The following is a 21328-nucleotide window of genomic DNA, read 5'->3' as shown; positions in this document are numbered from 1 at the left end:
GTATGTTATAATAATGAAATCCTTTCTTATACTGGTGATGAAAATGTTATATATTGTATCCTTTTTTATAATTTTTACTTTAATTGCTTTATTTATAACGCGCAAAAAAATATATGTACCATCATCGGCAATGGCTGCTGTGATGTCTTTAGGCATCACTATCCAAGGTGTTCTTTTTCATTTTGCAGATGATATAGTCGACCCTACTATTTTCAGCAAACTAATCACAATGCTTATCGTTAGCATATGGTTTGTGTTTTTTTATTCTTATCTACTGGCAGGCTTTCAAAGGAAATTTATTGCTCTCTACTATTCCAATCCAATCAATCGGTTCGGAATAGGTACATGGATTGCAGGAACATCGATTAGTACCATTCTATTTTCCAAGCAATTCGAAAGTATAAGCTTCATAGCCGAGCTTGTAACGTATATGAATATATTGCTATGGCTAGGTTATATAGCCATAAGTGTCATTGCATTCAAAGAAATAATTCAACAGAACTTAATTAAGAACGTACATGGCATTTTACTTTTAACAACTGTTAGTACACAATCGATAGTCCTTTTGCTTCATACTATATTTCAACATATACCGATCTTTATTACGTACAGTCTTATCTCCACAGGGATTTTATTTTATATCCTATCGGCTGTTTTGATTTTGAATCGATATATAAGGAACAAATGGAAGATCGAACAGGACTGGAATAATACGAATTGTATTCTCCATGGAGCTCTATCCATTTCCGGCCTTGCTTGCGTCGTTTCCAATGTGATAACAATGAATCTTATTCTTGCTCTCTGGTATTTGGTATTGTTTGTTTTCTTAGTTGTAGAGTCCTTTGAAATTGTACGTATGATAAAACGAATCAAACAATATGGGTGGGGCAAAGGAATTTTTACTTATGAGATTTCACAATGGAGTAGAATCTTTACTTTCGCTATGTTTTATACTTTCACCTCACTATTAGAGTCGCATAGCGTTATTCAACATATGATCATACAATATGGTACAGTTATTATCTTTACAATATTAATTCTTGAAATTGCATTAAGTTTCAAAAACATCTCGAAAAACAACAAACATACTACCTTCAAGAAAAAGAATTATAACATTACCTCCCTCTCTTAGATTGGGAGGTTTTTCTATGTATTGCACGTGTCTTCATTTATTGTTATTCTATTATAGTTACCCTTGATAACTATTAGCTTTCGTAACTATTTAAGGCGGTGATTTTTATGAACCCTTCTCAAAAGTTTTTCCATCATTTTATTATGTTGTATCGACCGTTTGAGAATAAATTAAACGTTGAATTGGGCAAACATAATCTACATCGAGCACAATGGACCATTTTGTATTACTTATTCCATTATAGCTCGGCTACACTCGTAGAACTTGCCAACTACCAAGGAGTGGAAAAACCAACTGTTACAAGAACCATGAACCGATTAGAAGAATTAGGGTACATTCAACAGATACCAAGCACCGATAAACGGGAGAAACGGGTAGAACTATCCAAAAAGGGCGTTACTTTATACAACAAGGTACGTCTTACAATAGATGAATACGAACAGAAGATTTTAACGGGAATTTCCGTAAAGGAACAGCTGGAAGTCATTCGTATTATGCAGCAAATACGAAACAACATCATGAAGTAAGGAGTTAATAGTATGGAACATTTAAAGCCAAAATTATGGACGAAGGATTTTATCATTATATCGTCCGTTAATTTTTTCTTATATTTAATTTTTTATTTACTATTGGTAACCATGGCTGTTTATGCAGTCGAACAGTATAACGCTTCCGAAAGTCAGGCTGGCTTAGTAACTGGTATCTTTATTATTGGTACATTAATTGGAAGGCTTTTTATCGGCCAAATTATTGATACAATAGGGAATCGAAGGATGCTATTTATCGGGCTCGGATTTTTTACGATAACCTCCTTCTTATATTTCGCAAATATTGGTATTATCTTCTTGCTACTAAACCGTTTTATCCATGGTATCGCGCTAGGGGTTGCAAGTACTGCTACTGGCACAATTGTTGCTAAAATTATACCAGCGTCTCGTAAAGGTGAAGGGATTGGATACTTTAGTATGAGTACAACTTTAGCTACAGCGGTTGGACCATTCTTCGGTTTATATATGAGTCAACACACGACATTTGATGTTATTTTTAGCTTCTGCTTAGCTCTTGGTATTATTAGCTTTATTATTGCTTTATTCGCAAAGATACCCGAGGCTACCAGCACAAAGATATCGGAACAAACCAAAGGCATTAAGCTTTCAAACTTTATTGAACCGAAAGCATTACCAATTGCAATCGTAACCTTAGTACTAGCATTCTCTTACTCTAGTGTCCTATCCTTTATAAACTTTTATGCAATTGAGATCGATTTAGTGGAGGTTGCAAGCTTCTTTTTCATCGTATATGCAGTCGCCATTTTAATCTCAAGGCCATTTACCGGTAGATTGATGGATGTAAAAGGAGCGAACTATGTCATGTATCCAACGTTTGCTTTGTTCGGAGGTGGGCTATTGCTGCTAAGTGTTGCCAATAGCAGCTTTCTTTTATTATTGTCAGGAGTTCTTATCGGTCTTGGGTTTGGGAATATGCAGTCCGCTACACAAGCAATTGCAGTCAAGCTAACACCAACCCATCGTATGGGACTAGCAACCTCCACCTTCTTTATTTTTCTAGATGCAGGTCTAGGATTTGGCCCATACCTGCTCGGAGTAATCATTCCAATAACTGGGTATTCGAATTTGTATGTACTACTTGGAATATTAGTATGTTTCTCAACGATTCTTTACTATTTTATGCACGGTAGAAAGGAAACAAAAGAAGTTGCGGACGTAACAGTAGGGTAGAGATGTGGGCTGGGTGTAATTCTATTTGTGTGTAGGTTAACCGGATAGTGAAAAATATGCTCCAAATTTCCCATTCTATCAACCTATCTTAAAATTAAAAAATCCAAACCCACTTACAGACAGGGTTTGGATTTTTTATCATTAATATTTAAATAACATTGTAGCTAGCTGGAAACCGCCACCTATTGTCCAAAATAGAACGGTATCTCCACGTTTAATTCGACCAGATTCTATCCCTTCATGTAAAGCAATAAAAGGACTAGTAGTACCGGTATAGCCGAAACGATCGCCTACATACATGATTTTTTCATCTGCCAATTGGAAGTGCTCTTGAACTCGCTTAATGTTGGCAATCGAGAACTGAGATAAGCAAAACGCATTTACATCCTCCATTGACATATGATTACGCTCTAGGAGCATTTCCATCATATCGTACGTTGGTTGCAAAGCCATGTCCCCATCAAAAGGAAGCCAATCAATGCTTTGGTCTTGGCTAGGCTTTTGAATTGCGTTTGTTAATCCGTGACGCGGGAAATACGTTTTATCATGCGTAATAGAGTTTACATAATAATGAGAATCAATAAAGCCTGTTTCTTCCTCTGTTTTTTCTAGTAAAACTGCACAAGCAGCATCCCCAAAGTTACCAAACGTAATCTCCTGCTCTTTATTACTCATTAGTGAATTATAGTCAGATCCAACTACTAATACTAGATTCATATGCGGATTGGAAAGTAAATAACGGGATGCTTGGTCCACCGCTACAGTCATTCCAGCACAGTTTGCATTGGAATCCATTGTCATCGTTTTGTGACTTGCACCTAACACATGATGTAGATGAATCGCATTAGCTGGAGCTGTATATTCTGGAGTCTGAGAGGAGAAAACAATCATATCTAAGTCTTCACCAGCTACCCCCGCTTTTGCTAATACATTCCTTGATGCCTCGACAGCCATCGTTAATGCATTTTCTTCTTCGTTATCGATAATGTAGCGTTTATCTCTTCCTAAAACATCTACCAAAAACTTTGTTGCATCTCTACCTTTTTCTTTATAATGGTCAAGATAAAAAGCATTATCTACCACATTTTCTGGATGATAGATTGCGATTTCCTTAATTTTTACGTTTTTCATTAGTTGTCTCTGCTCCTAACATTACAAAAGTTATTAAAGAAAAAGACAAGCCAAAAAGAACTTGTCTACTTATTTGTTATACTTCCTTAATCTCTCCGTTTGCAAAGCCTGCATTACGTAGGATTCGATTCAATTGCATTTTAAGAATTGGATTTTTCTTAATGGTAATAACCATTTTGTCGAATCCGGATGATTGGTATAACTTTACCGTGTTTTCCATTGCAGGAACCATATCCTGTGTTAAAACATCCATATCTGTTGAATCTACGTTTAATGTAAAATCACCAGCATTCACACTTTGTACTTTCGTAGTATAATCTTTCACGAAAGCTTCTACTTGTTGTGGTGTGAATGTACCTTCAATTACCATATCGATTGTTTTTGCTGAATTGTTTACTGATATATTGTAATATCCTTCTTTTGCCATATCTAATGCTCCTTATAGTGTAGTCCATTTATAACATTAATGTGATTCTAATAAAAAAGCAATCTATTAAACGTACCATTTTTTTGGTAAGATTTGGTTTATCTTTAAATTATTTCAATAAAATATTCTTCTTGGTAAAAATGCCTCCAAATCATAGGTATTATCGAAAGCTAGGAGGTAATTTCTTCTTAAAAGCCACTGAAATTCTCAAGCAAATAGGCAATCCATTTACAACGTGAGTCCTGTCGAATATTTTCTAACAACCCTCTTTTAAGTGCAGGGCTTAAAGAAGGATTGGTTAATTCCTCTTTAATTAATTGTAAGGATTCCCTTTTAATGGATTCCTCCATTCCCTCTAGGCTTTCGTTAATCATCTCAATAATAGAATCGGTGGAAACCTCTTTCTCTATAGATGAGTGATAGATACGAAGGAAATCATCTGACATAAAAGGTATGGTTGTATATTTCGCTAAAATCTCCGTTTTTTCTGCTAATGATGTGCATAATCGATCTAAATCAATAGGGAGATCAAAAAACAGAAATAGCTCTGTATAATTCTTAAGAAAGCCTTTGATACTATACACTAAATCATACTTTATTCCTTTAACCTGATTGCCATACAACCGCTCCACCATATACGAAATCGTCTCATCTAAAATTTTATTGTAATATTGAACCTTCCGAAGTAGTTCCTCATTTAACGTATGAGATTGCTCCTTCATAAAGGCTTTGGCAAAATTGGAATACTGTTTTAGCGATTGAAAATTGGCATAATAGAATCGATACAGGAGTTTATCGTCCATTTCTTCATTTTTGACTATCCAGTCAATATCGGATGTGATCTGCCTCATAAACTGATCAATAATAGCTAGGACAAGCTCATCCTTTGATTTAAATACTAAGTAAAACGCCCCTTTGGAAATACCACACTTTTCCGTGATTTGCTGCACTGAAGTTGCTGCAAAACCATGCTCTGCAAACAATTCTAATGCCTTATCTATAATGATTTGTTTTTTATTCATTAAATTTACCCCCTTTAGGGTGTATTTCGTTGACAATGACCAGTCAGTCAATTATTATATGGAAATGTACAACTTAAGTCAATTAAAGGGTAGGTGTCAAAGTGAAAGGTTTAGTCAATTTTGTACTAAAGAATAAATTAGCCGTATGGTTATTAACGATTATAATTACAGCTTCAGGTATGTACGCTACAACACAAATGAAAACAGAGACAATCCCTGATATATCAATTCCTTATTTAATGGTTTTGGACGTATACCCAGGAGCAACACCAGAAGAAGTAATGGAAGATGTCTCCATGCCATTAGAAAAGGCAATAGAGGGACTTGAAGATGTGAAAGCTGTATATTCCAATTCCTCATCCAGTCTTTCAAATATTCAGGTAGAGTATGACTACGGGGTAGATATGGATGAAAAGAAACGAGAACTTGAAGCTGCAATAAGCAGTGTAACGTTACCAGAGGATGCGGATGAGCCACAAATTACGGCAATCAGCATGAATATGATGCCAGTTGTTGCATTAAGTGTAAGTAGTACAACAGAAGATATTGTTGAACTTACTTCGACAGTTAATGATATTCTCCTCCCAAAAATCGAAAAGATTGATGGAGTAGCTTCTGCAACAATTACTGGACAACATGTAGAAGAAGTCGTTATTACTTATGATGAAGAATTAATGGCTACACTTGGAATAACAGAAGAAAATGTTAAAGAAATGATCCAGGCAAGCGATATGTCCATTTCATTAGGTCTTTATGAATTTGAAGAGGGCGAGCAAGCTGTTGCGGTAGATGGAAAATTCATGACAGTAGATGAGCTAAAAGAAATGCTTATTCCTGTAACTCCTACAGAAACAAATCCATCTCCTTTTGTAAGACTAAGCGACATTGCAGAAGTAGAAACAGTTGGTCGTGTTGAGTCTGTATCTCGTACAAATGGTGAAGATGCCATTGCAATTCAAATTGTCAAAGGTCAACAGGATAATACGGTTGACGTTGTAAATGCAGTTAAAGAATTAATCGAAGAAGAAGAGGAAAACATTGAAGGACTTGTTGTTGATATTTCCTTAGACCAAGGAGAGCCAATCGAAGAATCCATCAACACAATGGTAGAAAAAGCACTCTTTGGTGGTTTGATTGCCGTATTGATTATTTTGTTATTCTTACGTGACTACAAATCAACAATTATATCCATCATTTCTATTCCAACATCCATTTTCATGGCATTGTTGTTACTAAACTGGATGGATATTACCTTAAATATTATGACGCTCGGTGCTGTAACAGTTGCCATTGGTCGTGTAATTGATGACTCTATTGTAGTTGTTGAAAATATATATCGTCGTATTCACTTAGAAGAAGAAAAACTATCTGGACGCGCATTAGTTCGTGAAGCAACCATAGAAATGTTCAAGCCAATCCTATCTTCTACATTAGTAACGGTTGCGGTATTTGCACCACTTATTTTTGTTGGAGGAATGGTTGGAGAATTATTCATGCCATTTGCTTTAACGATGACATTCGCATTAGGAGCTTCCCTACTTGTTGCGATAACAGTAGTACCAGCTCTATCTCACTTCTTGTTTAAGAAGAAATTGTACAGTGTAAAAACAGAGAAACAACATAAAGGACCTGGTAAATTAGCGAATGCTTATAAAAAGGGTCTTAAATGGACATTAAATCACAAGATCATTACGTCATTAGTTGCTGTTCTTCTGTTAGTTGGAAGTTTAGCTCTTACTCCACTAATTGGCTTTAGCTTTATGGGTAGTGAAGAAGAAAAGGTTATGTATTTAACTTACACTCCACAAGCAGGTGAATTAGAAGAGGAAACTTTAGAAAACGTTTCTGTAGTGGAAGAAGAACTGTTAAAACGTAAGGATGTAGACATTCTTCAGCTTTCCGTTATGGAAGAAGGAAATACACAAGCAGCTATGATGGGTACTGCTGGCGGAGCTTTACTATATGTAATCTTTGATGACGATATGGAAAACTTCCCTGAAGTAAGAGAAGAAATTAAAGATTATGTATTCAACATTGATCAATCTGGTGAATGGAAGAGTCAAGACTTTACTTCTATGGCAGGTGCATCAAATGAAGTAAGCTACACATTCTATAGTGAAGATTTAGATAAACTATATGAAGCAGTCGATATGGTTGAAGGTGTTATGAGTGAAACAGAAGGTCTTGAAGACGTTACTTCAAGTGCAGAAGATGCATATGTAGAACATCGATTTAACGTAGATCAAGAGCACCTATTACAATATGGTTTAACAACTGGTCAAGTGGTTATGTTGTTAAATGCATCACCAACACAAGATGTTCTTACAACGATTGAAAAAGACGGAGAAACAATGGACGTCATTGTTCAACAAGAACAGGTTAACCCACCTAAGAACATTGATGAATTGCTAGCTACTCCTGTAGAAACAGCAGTTGGTACTGTAACGCTATCTGAGCTTGTTACAGTAGAAGAAGGTACAACATTAAATACACTCGCTCGTAGTGGTGGCGAATATTATGCGACTGTAACTGGTACAATCACAGATGAGGATATTTCAAAAGCTACTGCAGCTGTAGATGAAAAAATAGACGAACTTGATTTGCCAAAAGGTGTAACAATTGGTGTTGCTGGGGTTACAGCAGACATGGAAGAAACCTTTACACAACTTGGAGTTGCAATGATTGCAGCAGTTGCAATTGTATACTTCATTCTTGTTGTAACATTTGGTGAAGGTCTTGCACCATTTACCATCCTATTCTCTTTACCTTTTGCGATTATCGGTTCATTCGTTGGACTATTCATAGCTGGCGAAACCATATCGGTAACGGTAATGATGGGATTATTAATGCTCATCGGTATCGTCGTAACAAATGCGATTGTGTTAGTAGACCGCATCATTCATATGGAACGTGATGGCATGTCCATGCGTGAAGCGATCCTTGAGGCTGGTTCTACTCGTCTTCGCCCAATCCTAATGACAGCAATTGCAACTATCGGCGCATTAATTCCGTTAGCAATTGGATCTGGTGGCGGAGGATTAGTTTCAAAAGACTTAGGTATTACCGTAATTGGCGGTCTAGCAAGCTCCACATTGCTAACCTTATTCATCGTACCAATTGTCTATGAAGCTTTATCCAAGCTATTTAAGAAAAACCGTAAAGACATTAAAGATAATTAATGAAGCTTAACCCCTACAGGATGGAATCATGTAGGGGTTTTTCCTTGTTATGCGATTCTATCTAGGGAAAAATGCAGCATATTCCTTTTATCGAAAAAGGTTGATAGGGCACCATACATGCAAAGCTCATCAAAAACTTATCACTCTCCAAATCTATAAATTTTTTTAATAATAAAATTTTTCACCCACTTTACAGATTAAAAAGTCTAAATTAAGCTATAACGATAAACGATTTAAGGCATATTATTATACATACATCTTAGAAAAAAGAGGGTCAGCTGTGAAACATACATTATTTAGAAGAAAAAGTATTTCTCAATTATTAAAAGCAAGCGGGGAGGCAAAGCTAAAAAGAACATTAGGGTCATTCGATTTAGTCATGCTTGGAGTAGGAGCTATTATTGGAACAGGTATCTTTATCCTTCCTGGTACAGTTGCAGCAACCTATTCTGGCCCTAGTATTATTTTCTCCTTTATTATCGCTGGAATTGCTTGTGCATTAGCAGGCATGTGCTATTCCGAATTTTCTTCCTCCGTTCCAGTTACAGGAAGTGCCTATACGTATGGTTATGTTGTATTCGGTGAAATCATTGCATGGCTTGTTGCATGGGCGTTAGTACTTGAATACGGATTAGCTGCAGCATCTGTTGCAACAGGTTGGTCCTCGTATTTAACCACCTTATTAGAAGGATTTAATATTTCATTACCGACTGCGATTTCAGGTCCATTCAATCCAGCTGAAGGCACCTATATCAATGTACCTGCTATCGGCATTATTTTGGTAATCGCATTTGTCCTAACATTCGGCATTCAGGAATCTGCAAAATTAAATAAAATAATGGTATTTGTTAAAGTAGGGGTTATCCTTTTATTTATTGTGGTTGGGATATTTTATGTACAACCTGAAAATTGGCAACCTTTTATGCCATTTGGGGTAAATGGCGTATTTAGTGGAGCAGCCATTCTCTTCTTTGCCTATCTTGGCTTTGATGCAGTATCCTCTGCAGCAGAAGAAGTAAAAAATCCACAACGAAATATGCCCATTGGAATTATCGGCTCGTTATTTGTATGTACCTTATTGTACGTTGCCGTTTCATTGATTTTAACTGGGATTGTACCATACAACAATTTAAACGTTAGTGATCCCGTAAGCTTTGCTATGCAATTTATTAATCAGGATTGGGTAGCAGGAATGATTTCACTTGGGGCAATCGTTGGAATGATGACCGTCATTCTCGTCTTAATTTATGGTGGAACAAGACTGCTTTACGCTTTAGGCCGAGATGGTTTACTCCCAAAATGGATGAGTGATGTGGATAAGAACCAAACACCAGTTAAAAACACTTGGTTCTTCGCTATTCTCATTGCCATTTGCGCTGGATTTATTCCGCTTTCTAAGCTCGCGGAACTAGTAAACATGGGAACTTTATTAGCCTTTACAATTGTATCGATTGGCATTATATATTTAAGAAAGGATAAAACCATACCCGACGGTGGTTTTAAAGTTCCGTTTTTTCCAGTTTTACCAATAGTCTCTTTCTTATTTTGTTTCTTTTTAATAACGCAATTATCTCTTGAAACTTGGATTACAAGTAGTATATGGTTTGCTGTTGGATTACTCTTTTATTTTGGTTATGGTAAAAATCACAGTTTATTAAATAGGGATTAAAAAAACAGTGGTCGAGCAAATGTAACGAATGCCTTCGTATTTAATTGCTAATCTCGACTGTATGTATTCGATCTCTATTAATTTTATCCAATTAGGTTATGGCAGATTATCCTATTATCTTGTTAAGAAATAGGGATACTAGGATTATGTTTGGAGCTGTTTATATGATGGTCACTAAGCGGTTGCTTGGTGACCATCTTATGCTATTGCTATGTGCCTGGTTTTTTATTTATTAAGCCGTTTTGGATTCATAGACAGTGTCTATTTGACCGATTTTTACTTATACGCCTAGGTTCGGGGTCATAAACGACTCCTATGTGACCAGTTTTTTCTTATTCTCCGGTTTTCAGGTTCATTGACGACCTCTATGTGACCAGGTCCAACTCGTCCCCACCTAAACAATAAAAATGTACCTTTGCTACCTAAAAAACATTCCATTTAAAATACATACCTACCAATCCATTGGAAAACAATAACAGTAAAAATGAGAAGGACGAAGAATTTATGGATGATATTCTAATAGCACGTTCTTTATTTGGCACTACAATGGCTTTTCATATTATATTTGCAACTATTGGTGTAGGCCTACCAATGATGATTCTTTCCGCAGAGCTTCTTTACCAAAGGACAAAGAACTATGAATACGTCGTAATGGCAAAGCGTTGGACAAAGGCGTTTGCTGTTTTACTTGGAGTAGGCATTCCTACTGGGACAATTGCAGGGGTCCAGTTATCCCTATTGTGGCCAGGTTTTATGGAAGTCATTGGACGCGTTATGCCGCTTCCTTTCCAAATTGAAATATACGCGTTCTTTGTTGAAGCACTTTTTATGTCTATTTATGTATATGCTGCCGAACGAATTGCACCTTGGATGCGAATCATTAGTTTAATACTTGTTGCACTAGGAGCATTAGGATCTGCTGTTCTCATTACAAATGTACACGCGTTCCAAGGTACACCAGCAGGTTTCCGCTATGAGGATGGACGAATTTTTGATGTAAATCCGTGGGAAGCGTTTTTTAATCCGAGCTTTTTCGTTACAGCGTTACATGTCGCTTTTTCTGCTTATGTTGTTGGGGCATTTGTAGTAGCATCTGTTTCTGCTTTTAAAATGCTACGCAATCAGTACGGCTCCAAGCTTTATCATTTTCATCAAAAAGCCCTTATCCTTAGCCTTGTTTTGGGAGGTATATTTGCTTTTTTAACTGCCATAAATGGACATGAATCAGCTCAGTACTTACATAAATATCAACCGGAAAAGCTCGCAGCAGCAGAAGGGCTTTTTGAAACTCAATCTCACGCACCTCTAGCTATTGGTGGTTTTACGGATCGAGAAACTCAAGAAGTAAAATGGGCAATTGAAGTTCCGTGGGCGCTAAGCTTTTTAGCTGGGAATAGCTTTGATACGGTAGTCGTTGGATTAAATGATTTTCCAGAAGAGCTCTGGCCACCTTTATTTATTCACACGTTATTTAATGTAATGGTAGGTATCGGATCGCTGCTAATCCTCTTGTCTTTACTCGCACTCATTTGGAGAAAATTTCTCAAAAAAGAGCAATTTCCGAGAAGCTATCTTTGGGTAATGGTTTTTTCTGGACCTTTAGCCATCATCGCCATTGAAAGTGGTTGGATATTTGCCTGTACAGGCCGTCAGCCTTGGGTCATTTATCGCATTTTAACAACTGCTGATGCAGCTACAACTGCAACAGACCTTGGAGTTCTCTCTATCCTATTCTTTAGTGTTTATCTCATTTTAGGTGTTGCGGTTGTTACCGTACTTTTATATTATTTCCGAAAAAATACCGTATTGGATGATTTCCGAAGAGCTGAAGAAAAGGGAATTCCTTTATTTGGATCAAATAATTAGGAGGCAGTATAATGACAGATGCACTCATTGCAATAACCGTTCTTTGGGGGTTTGTATTCATCTATGCTGTCATGGCAACGATGGATTTCGGTGCAGGATTTTGGTCAATGGTTTATCTAAATAAGGAGAAAACAAGAGCAACGAATATCGCAAACCGCTACTTGTCTCCAACCTGGGAAGTAACGAACACATTTATTGTTGCATTAGTTGTTGCGGTATATAGCTTATTTCCAAAGGCTACATATACACTTGGTACCATACTAATTATACCTGGTAGTGTCATTTTATTATTACTTGCATTAAGAAGTGCCTTTTTAGTGTTTTCCAATATTGCAACAGAGTACAAAAAGCCTTTAACATATATTTCCGGTATTACAGGGATTTTAATTCCGGGTATTCTCATAAGTGTGTTACCAATTACACATGGTCAATTTATTGATTATGAAAATGGTACAGCTAACTTAAACCTAGAGCGGCTTTTTTCTAGTCCAAATGAATATGCATTTATCGGTTTTGCGATCTCGAGTACGTTATTTTTATCCTCATTGTTACTAGCTGATTATTCCAAAACGTCGGGGGAAATGGATGCCTATCACGTTTATCGAAGAGATGGCATGATTCTCGGGCCAATCACTTTGTTAATGGCTGTTTTTATCATGTTCACACTACAAACAGAAGCACCTTGGTTATATAACCGGATGATGGATGACTTGCCACTTCTATTTGTTTCTATCGGTTTCTTTCTAATTGGGGGATTAGGACTATTTCTTCCATCCATTTTTAAAAGAGAGATTCGAGGAATGCCACGTTTGTCTGTTGTAGCTGTCACGATCCAATATTTGATTGCAAGTTATGTATATGGCAAGGCGCATTTGCCATATATTATATATCCTGATATTACAATAGGCGCTTCATTTACAGATCCAAATTCCTTTCGTGCCGTATTTACAACATACATAGTTGGTTTTGCTATCCTGTTTCCTGGGTTTATCTATTTTTGGACCTTATTCATGAAAGATAAACGATATTTACAACAGAAAGAGTGATATAATAAAAGGCAGATTTTAATTCTGCCTTTTTTGTATAGGTGTAAGGATTAAACATTCCTTTTGAAACATAATTTTAATTTATCATTCGCATCGATTTTCTGTATAATCTTATATGAATAAGGTTAAAGGAGTTTTGAGACTTGACAATCGAACTTGAACATATATACCCTTCTGACAAATTAAAGAAAAATGAGCCGCTGAAACGGCATACGTATACAAAAATGGGCGGAAACGCAGATATTCTGGTTATCCCAAATCATTATCAACAAGTAGCAGATACCGTGAAATATGCCAACCAAAACAATATTCCCTATATGATACTAGGTAATGGTTCGAATCTTATTATAAAAGATGGAGGAATTGAGGGCATTGTTATTTTGCTAACAGAGCTGTCTGAAATCTCCTGTGAACAAAACTGGATCAAAGCGCAAAGCGGCGCTCGAATCATTGATGTATCAAGAGAGGCACTAAATCAGTCTTTAACAGGATTGGAATTTGCTTGTGGTATTCCAGGAACTGTTGGAGGAGCAGTCTACATGAACGCTGGTGCATATGGTGGTGAAATGAAAGATGTATTAGAGAGTATCATCGCCGTAGATAAGCAAGGCGAACTCCTCCAAATCAAGGCAGAAGATCTTGGTTTAAGCTATCGCACAAGTAATGTTCCCGATAATGGCTATATTGTCCTTGAAGCTACCTTTAAGCTTACGAAAGGGGACCCTGTTAAGATTAAAGAAATAATGGATGATCTAACCTTTAAAAGAGAGTCCAAGCAGCCTTTAGAATATCCATCGTGCGGAAGTGTGTTTAAACGTCCTCCAGGATATTTTGCAGGTAAGCTCATTCAAGATAGTAAGCTTCAAGGTGTTTCCATTGGGGATGCAGAAGTATCAACAAAGCACGCCGGCTTTATCGTAAATAAAGGTAATGCAACTGCAAAGGATTATATTTCTCTAATTGAGCATGTTCAAAAAACAGTAAAAGAAAACTTCGGGGTAGAATTAGAACGCGAGGTTCGAATTATTGGACGGGATAAAAAGGGGCAGGCCTAAAGGTCTAGTCCCTTTTCCCTTAATCTTCTCCTTCTATTTTATATATATAGTAACTTCTACACATTGGTAATCATGTAAAAATTAGGTACTCTTTTATCAGTGATGTAGGAGGTGACGATATGGAGAATATCGGTTATATTGCAGGGCAAATAATTGGGATTGGGCTACTTACAAGATTAACAAATACATATGTTTTTCATTCCCTTGGATACATAAAAAGATCATTATTAACATTTATTATTTTTACAATATTGTGTATTGCAGGCGAATTATTTCTAGGGATTGTCGGTACAGTCCTGTTCCTAATCTATGATTTAATAAAAGGAGCAATAGACAATAAATCTGTAAAGCAAAGCTCTACAGATCTAAACAGATAATCAATAAAAGCTAGAGTGGGATACAATGTATGATGCATTGTATCCCGCTTTTTATCGTTACAATTTTTTTGAAATTTTTTTCACTTCCTGATTGCTATTTTGCATTCATACTGATAATATAAAAAACATGAATTGGGAAGCTAATATTCAAGCGATTGGAGAGTCTTTCCAAGCAGATAATTTTGACCACTTTCCAAATGGAAAGTTAAGGAAACGGTGTGCCGGGTCAAATGCCGATTGGCAACTTTAGTTGCCTTATTGATTGAGTTAAAAGCTCAAATTTTATAAGTTGGTAACTTTACAACCAGTGCATATGCACACAACTTGTGAAACGGTCAATAAGAGTGCAAAAAGTAATTATTTGCTATATAGACTCTGATCCTTTTAAGAATATATTTGAATATGAAAAGCTTCAAAATACCATAGTAGTTTTTGCATACATATCTTTCTAGGTATCCTTATGCTTTTTTATATTTGATATATTTCAAGCAAGTGTTGTGCGTTCTTATGCACACACTTGCTTTTTTTGAGCTTTAAAAACCATAAGTAGTTATGGAAAGAATCTAAAACGATTGGGGATAGAGGAATGGGAAAAGCGCTTATTATCGGTTGTGGTGGAGTGGCATCTGTTGCCATTCATAAATGTGTTCAAAACAGTGATGTGTTTGAGGAAATTTGTATTGCAAGTCGTACGAAATCAAAGTGTGATGCATTAAAGGCAAAGTTGGATGGTGGCAAAACCAAAATCACAACAGCACAAGTGGATGCAAACAATGTTGATGAACTAATTGCATTAATCGAAGAGGTACAACCAGATGTTGTGATGAATTTGGCTCTACCATATCAGGATTTAACTATTATGGATGCTTGTCTTGCAACGAAAACAAACTACTTAGATACAGCAAACTATGAGCCTGAAGATACGGCAAAATTTGAATATAAATGGCAGTGGGAATATCGCAAACGTTTTGAAGAAGCAGGTATTACAGCACTACTAGGAAGTGGATTTGACCCTGGCGTAACAGGTGTATTTTCTGCATATGCACTTAAGCATCATTTTGATGAAATTGAGTATATCGATATTCTAGATTGTAATGCTGGTGATCATGGCTATCCATTCGCTACTAACTTTAATCCAGAAATTAACATTCGTGAAGTTTCTGCTAACGGCAGATATTGGGAGAATGGCGAATGGATTGAGACGAAGCCTATGGAAATCAAGCGGGTCTATAACTTCCCTGAAGTAGGCGAGAAGGATATGTATCTCCTTTATCATGAAGAGCTTGAATCTCTAGCGGTAAACATTCCTGGAATTAAACGAATTCGTTTCTTCATGACCTTTGGAGAAAGCTACCTTACACATCTAAAATGTCTTGAAAATGTCGGCATGACTTCTATTGAGCCAATTGAATTTGAAGGAAAACAAATTATTCCGCTTCAATTCTTAAAAGCTGTACTTCCAGATCCAGCTTCACTTGGACCACGCACAAAGGGTAAGACAAATATTGGCTGTATTTTTAAAGGTAAAAAAGACGGTAAAGAGAAAACCTACTATCTATACAATGTATGTGACCATGAAGCATGCTATCGAGAAGTAGGATCCCAGGCTGTTTCGTATACGACTGGTGTGCCTGCCATGATTGGTGCCATGATGTTGATGACAGGAAAATGGAATAAGCCAGGAGTTTACAATATTGAGGAATTTGATCCAGATCCATTTATGGAGGCATTAAATGAGTGGGGGCTTCCTTGGCAGGAGGATCATAATCCGGAACTAGTAGACTCTGAACCTATTAAAGAGAAGGAGCTCGTTCGATAAGATGCGCTTTGAGGATCTACCAACACCATGTTTTGTAGTCGACGAGGCCCTTTTGGAAAAGAATTTAAAGATTTTAAATGGGGTTATGAATCGTACTGGCGCTAAGATTGTATTAGCACAAAAAGCCTTTTCTATGAGTACCTTATATCCACTAATTGGGGAGTATTTAACTGGTACTACAGCTAGTGGATTATATGAGGCACGTCTTGGCTATGAGGAAATGGGCAAAGAAAATCATGTCTTTGCCCCTGCCTATCGGGATGACGAAATAGACGAGATTATATCGATTTGTGATCATATTATCTTTAACTCCTTCTCCCAATTGGAAAAATTCAAAGAGAAAGTGCTTCAGGCTGGAAAAAAAGTCGGCTTACGCATTAATCCAGAATGCTCCACTCAAGTAGGACATGAAATCTATGACCCTTGTTCTCCTGGTTCCAGATTTGGCGTGAAGCAAGAAGACTTCCAACCAGACTTACTAGATGGTGTCTCTGGACTCCATTTCCACACATTATGCCAGCAAAACTCAGATGACTTAGAAACGACCCTTCATGCGGTTGTAGAGAAGTTCGGTCCATGGCTGTCACAAATGGAGTGGATTAATTTCGGTGGGGGACACCATATTACAAGAGAAGATTATGATATTCCAAGATTAGAAGCTTGTATTAAACGAATGCAGGATCAATATGGTTTAGAGGTTTATCTAGAGCCAGGTGAAGCCATTGCCTTAAATGCTGGCTATCTCGTAACATCTATCTTAGACTTTCATCAAAATGGTATCGATATTGCCATCTTAGATACTTCTGCAACCTGCCATATGCCAGATGTATTAGAGATGCCATATCGACCACCACTTTTCCATTCAGGTGAAGCCTTTGAAAAGCCCTTTACTTATCGACTTGCTGGTCAAACGTGCCTTACTGGTGATGTCATTGGAGATTATTCCTTTGATCAGCCATTAAAGAGTGGTGATCGATTAGTTTTTGGCGATATGGCAATCTACTCCATGGTTAAAACAAACACATTTAATGGCATGCCTTTACCAGCAATTGCTGTGAAACATAAGGATGGAGATTGCGAAATCGTACGCCAATTTGGATATGATGATTTTAAAGGAAGACTTGCTTAATGCAATTCGGACAATTCTCCTATAAGACAGGCTTTTATTATCAAATCCTGCTTCGAATTATTTGTATAAAACGACTAAATAAGGTACGATTAGGAAGGGATTTAGGAATATACGCCTGAACCTTAGATGAAAACACAAAAATACATTATATTTGAATAATAGGTAATGATTTTTCAGTTTTTAATGCTTAAAAATAAAAGCCAAAATAAGTGGTAGTAAAGACTACCCTTGTTTTGGCTTTTTCTTTTTTATCGATTACGTAAACATAGCCAAACTATATTACTTTTGAAAATATCTTGTTATGAGGAGAAAAAGTGATGAATAGAAAACGATTAAATAATGGAGGTAGTGATGAGAACTATAACAATTTAATAGAGGATTACCCTTATGGAATTATCGTTGTTTACGACAATAAAATAAAACATATTAATAGCTATGGTATGAGATTACTGGGGTCTCTTAACAGGAAGTATGTTATCGGTAAAAATATATTTTCATTTATACATAATGATGATGTTCCGTCCACACTAGAAATGATCAACAAGGTACAGAAAGAAGCTACTCCAACTGTTGATAAACTTAGATTCATTCAACTTAACAAGGAAATCGTTGAGGTTGAAGTTAATGCATTACCAACCTTATATGCCAAATCAAAGATGATTCACATTGTATTAAAAGAGGTTAATAAAACAAAGCATAACCTTGATTTACCCCTATTCATTGCAAGAGGGATGGCCTATGAAATCGAGAATCCCATTACTCGTATAAAGGGATTTATCAATCTAATGGAAAATGGAGTTCAAGACGAGGCATACTTCCGCGAAATGAAAAAGGATATAAAGCACATTGAGCATATCATTGGTGAAATTTTATCCTTCGAGGAATGAGGTTTGCATAATAAATTCCATGATGATAAGATATTTAAGACTAATGTCTTACTGTCATTAGTAATGATTTTGACTCACTACTTATTAATTTAATAGAGACTTACGTTTAAAATAGTATGGTAAATGGTAGAAACTATTCAAATAATAGATCGTCTATCCATGGCCTAACTTCTTATACCATAAGGAGTTAGGCCTTTTTTTGACTTTAAATATCATAAAAGGTGGCAGAAAGATGAATAACAGTAATAGCCTACACCAGGAGAACCTTCTAACACTTAATGCTACGTTTAGCAAGCTCTTAAAACGATTATATGGAAAAGGGCCAGAAAATTGTTTTACTACTTTATATGAAAATATATTAATCGTTCAAGTTAAAAATTTTGCAACTCCTGCAGAGGAAACGTTAATTAAAAATAATAACCTGAATTTAGCTTATGACTTTCGCTATGGGGTAATGGATACCATTTATAAAGAATTTGCTGAGGAAATTAGAGAAGTGCTTGGATTAGAATTTAGTCATTTTTCTAGCGATTGGAATTTCAAGAAAAACGCGGGTATCATTGTTTTTGAGAACGAAAATTCCAATTGGAGAGGTATTGAAAATGCTAGATTACATTCGGCATTCATGCAGACTATTAGGAATGTAAGTGCTAACTATCATAAGGCTCCTTCAACATTACATATGACTATGCTAAACCATAAATTGTTTGCCATAAAATGTGAGCACGTTTTGCTTAAGATAGAGCACGTATTATACGAACAAGGCTATACAGATATTTTAAGAATTCGAACAAGAGAGATTCGAGAAGTATATCGAAGTCAAATAAATAAGTTTGAGCAGCTATTTGATAGAGTGATAAATGATATTTACATGATATGGGACTATCAAAAAGAACAATGCTCTATTTTCTTTTCCTTTCAGTAAATTATAGGTTACCGAAACGTAGTGGAATCCCTCCATTCCGCTCTAGATATGATTTTCTTTACACTGAATTCCTTAGAGACATTCCATTGGTATGGTAAATGAGTAATTAAATTCATGCTGGTTATACTCTTAATATAAATTGGCAATTAACTTGAAATGTATCGTAAAACTCCTGTCCATTTACTTTAAGTATCGGCTGTCTTAGGAGGGTATAGTGTGAACAATGACCAGTTAAATACAATAAGTAGTTATGTTAGTAAATTAATAAGAAAGAAGTTTGGTAGGGGGCCAAAGTCCTGTCGTACAACAGCAAATCGCCATTTTCTTGTTACCTATATTCAAGGTTTTTTATCCCCAATGGAAGAGGTTTTATTGTCACAGGGGCAACGGGACCAAGTAGAAAAAGCAAGGACTGTTATTATCGATCATATGATAGAGGAATTAACAGGTGTAGTACAAGTATCATTGGATATGGAAGTAGATGAATGTTATCATGACTGGAATATCCCCAATAAGTCAGGGGTAATCATCTTTGTTTTTAACAATACTGAAAAGCAGGAACATCAAAATTCGATTGTTGATGTATCTTTATTAGAAAAGGAAGTCAAAAGAATTAGTGAACTAGTACAGAAGGCACCTGATCAAATAAATGTTTTTCACTTATCCCCATCTCTTTACTTAGTAGAACGGATAAACATCTTAATCCCGATAGAGAAAGCACTGATAAAAAAGGGCTTTACCTCCGAGCTCATCCTAACGAAAGATAATCTTGAAAAAAGTTATTTTCATCGATATGGACGATTTAATGAAATTTTCAAGGAAGACATAAAGGACATTTTTATTGATTGGAATATTGAAGAAGATAAATCCTTTATGGTGTTTATCACGAATCCATAATTCTTTAGTAAGGATATAGGCAGGAGAAAGCAGAACATACTTTCTCCTGCTTTCTATGTCTCTTCAGTTTGATTTTTTTTTGACGGTGCAAACCAGCCTATTAACGCAATGGCAATTAAAATTCCATAAAACGTTAACGTCCAGCCTGTACTATGCGGGAAATCGTGATCTAATATCGCAATTTGATCATGCGCAAGAGTAATAACTGCCAGTTTAACACCTACCCATGCAACAATGGCATATGCAGTTGTCTCCAATGCAGGTCGTTGCTTTAACAGTTTAACAAACCAGGTAGCAGCGTATTTGATTAATATTAAGCCAGCGATACCTCCCAGTACAACTACTATGAATTGACCTCCATCCATACCGCCAAAATCTCCAAGTGGCGAATCAGGAAGACCAAGGGCAAGCGCAACAGCCGCAAGAATCGAATCAATTGCAAACGCTAAATCCGCTAAAGCAATTTTACCCACGGTAGGCCAAAAGTTTTTGCCATCCGCTTCTTCCTCTACATCCTCGCGAATATTTTCGTTCTCTTTACCAAAGCGGGCCTGGATAATATGTTTGAGCCCTAAATAGAGAAGATATGCTGCACCAATAGCTTGAACCTGCCAAACATTTGCAATGAAAGAAATTGCAAATAACGCCGCAAACCGAAAAACGAAAGCCATGATAATGCCGTAGTTAATTGCTATTTTCTTTTGATCTTCAGGCAAGTGCTTTGCTATGACAGCTAAAACAAGAGCATTGTCAGCAGACAATAAACCTTCGAGACCGATTAAGATAAGCAACGCCCAAGCATATTCTAATAAAATAGATTCCAATATATCTCTCCTTCCGAATACACGTTTTAAAAAAACGCACTCTATTTATTTACTTTTTATATTTGCAATATCCTTTCTGTTTTATAAGTAATTTTTATAAAGTTTTTGGCAATCCTCCCCTTTATCCTTTTCCCATTAACAATATGACCTCTTTAACACCAAAGATTTATTGCAAATTTTATGAAGACCAAAGATTTATAAAAG

At 36.3% G+C, this 21328-nt stretch carries 18 protein-coding genes; 14 read left to right on the top strand and 4 right to left on the bottom strand.

Annotation, left to right across the window (positions count from 1 at the left end):
* The first annotated feature begins 43 nt into the window (after positions 1-43).
* From C1A05_RS00670 to C1A05_RS00660, 3 genes are all read left to right on the top strand, one after another.
* A complete protein-coding gene (locus tag C1A05_RS00670) occupies positions 44-1132 on the top strand; it encodes a hypothetical protein (RefSeq protein ID WP_102026248.1) in 1089 nt (362 codons plus the stop codon).
* 107 nt (positions 1133-1239) lie between these two features.
* Complete coding sequence (locus C1A05_RS00665) at positions 1240-1659, top strand: MarR family winged helix-turn-helix transcriptional regulator (protein ID WP_102026247.1); 420 nt, start codon at positions 1240-1242, stop codon at positions 1657-1659.
* Between the two features lie 12 nt (positions 1660-1671).
* Positions 1672-2871 (top strand): MFS transporter, encoded by a 1200-nt coding sequence (locus C1A05_RS00660; protein WP_102026246.1) that lies wholly within the window; start codon positions 1672-1674, stop codon positions 2869-2871.
* A 141-nt stretch (positions 2872-3012) separates the two neighbouring features.
* Here the strand turns inward: C1A05_RS00660 and C1A05_RS00655 are convergent, their stop codons facing one another.
* From C1A05_RS00655 to C1A05_RS00645, 3 genes are all read right to left on the bottom strand, one after another.
* Positions 3013-4002, bottom strand: a complete 990-nt coding sequence (locus C1A05_RS00655; protein WP_102026245.1) for a ketoacyl-ACP synthase III — start codon at positions 4000-4002, stop codon at positions 3013-3015.
* A 76-nt stretch (positions 4003-4078) separates the two neighbouring features.
* Positions 4079-4429, bottom strand: coding sequence for a hypothetical protein (locus C1A05_RS00650; protein WP_102026244.1), 351 nt, complete (start codon positions 4427-4429; stop codon positions 4079-4081).
* A 188-nt stretch (positions 4430-4617) separates the two neighbouring features.
* Complete coding sequence (locus C1A05_RS00645) at positions 4618-5451, bottom strand: TetR/AcrR family transcriptional regulator (protein WP_102026243.1); 834 nt, start codon at positions 5449-5451, stop codon at positions 4618-4620.
* Between the two features lie 101 nt (positions 5452-5552).
* Between C1A05_RS00645 and C1A05_RS00640 the strand changes: the two genes are divergently transcribed.
* The 11 genes from C1A05_RS00640 to C1A05_RS00590 all read left to right on the top strand — a co-directional run bounded on the left by C1A05_RS00640 (position 5553) and on the right by C1A05_RS00590 (position 20300).
* A complete protein-coding gene (locus tag C1A05_RS00640; protein WP_102026242.1) occupies positions 5553-8630 on the top strand; it encodes an efflux RND transporter permease subunit in 3078 nt (1025 codons plus the stop codon).
* Positions 8631-8910: 280 nt separating this feature from the next.
* A complete protein-coding gene (locus tag C1A05_RS00635; RefSeq protein ID WP_102026241.1) occupies positions 8911-10299 on the top strand; it encodes an amino acid permease in 1389 nt (462 codons plus the stop codon).
* A 504-nt stretch (positions 10300-10803) separates the two neighbouring features.
* Positions 10804-12165, top strand: coding sequence for a cytochrome ubiquinol oxidase subunit I (locus C1A05_RS00630; RefSeq protein WP_102026240.1), 1362 nt, complete (start codon positions 10804-10806; stop codon positions 12163-12165).
* An 11-nt stretch (positions 12166-12176) separates the two neighbouring features.
* A complete protein-coding gene (locus C1A05_RS00625) occupies positions 12177-13211 on the top strand; it encodes a cytochrome d ubiquinol oxidase subunit II (RefSeq protein WP_102026239.1) in 1035 nt (344 codons plus the stop codon).
* Between the two features lie 143 nt (positions 13212-13354).
* Positions 13355-14266 (top strand): UDP-N-acetylmuramate dehydrogenase, encoded by a 912-nt coding sequence (gene murB / locus C1A05_RS00620; protein ID WP_102026238.1) that lies wholly within the window; start codon positions 13355-13357, stop codon positions 14264-14266.
* Positions 14267-14385: 119 nt separating this feature from the next.
* On the top strand, positions 14386-14643 hold the full coding sequence (locus C1A05_RS00615) for a hypothetical protein (RefSeq protein ID WP_102026237.1): 258 nt from the start codon (positions 14386-14388) through the stop codon (positions 14641-14643).
* Between the two features lie 586 nt (positions 14644-15229).
* On the top strand, positions 15230-16462 hold the full coding sequence (locus C1A05_RS00610; RefSeq protein WP_102026236.1) for a saccharopine dehydrogenase family protein: 1233 nt from the start codon (positions 15230-15232) through the stop codon (positions 16460-16462).
* Between the two features lies 1 nt (position 16463).
* Complete coding sequence (nspC, locus tag C1A05_RS00605; protein ID WP_102026235.1) at positions 16464-17591, top strand: carboxynorspermidine decarboxylase; 1128 nt, start codon at positions 16464-16466, stop codon at positions 17589-17591.
* A 317-nt stretch (positions 17592-17908) separates the two neighbouring features.
* Positions 17909-18478, top strand: coding sequence for a histidine kinase dimerization/phospho-acceptor domain-containing protein (locus tag C1A05_RS00600; protein WP_102026234.1), 570 nt, complete (start codon positions 17909-17911; stop codon positions 18476-18478).
* A 232-nt stretch (positions 18479-18710) separates the two neighbouring features.
* Positions 18711-19403, top strand: a complete 693-nt coding sequence (locus C1A05_RS00595) for a DUF2294 domain-containing protein (RefSeq protein WP_102026233.1) — start codon at positions 18711-18713, stop codon at positions 19401-19403.
* A 216-nt stretch (positions 19404-19619) separates the two neighbouring features.
* Positions 19620-20300, top strand: coding sequence for a Na-translocating system protein MpsC family protein (locus C1A05_RS00590; protein ID WP_102026232.1), 681 nt, complete (start codon positions 19620-19622; stop codon positions 20298-20300).
* A 53-nt stretch (positions 20301-20353) separates the two neighbouring features.
* On the opposite strand, the gene C1A05_RS00585 is transcribed toward C1A05_RS00590, so the two are convergent.
* Complete coding sequence (locus tag C1A05_RS00585) at positions 20354-21124, bottom strand: TerC family protein (RefSeq protein WP_102026231.1); 771 nt, start codon at positions 21122-21124, stop codon at positions 20354-20356.
* Positions 21125-21328: the final 204 nt, after the last annotated feature.

It is taken from the genome of Salirhabdus sp. Marseille-P4669, assembly GCF_900240405.1.
Lineage (GTDB): Bacteria > Bacillota > Bacilli > Bacillales > Alkalibacillaceae > OEQK01.
This window is presented reverse-complemented; position numbering and strand designations above follow the sequence as displayed.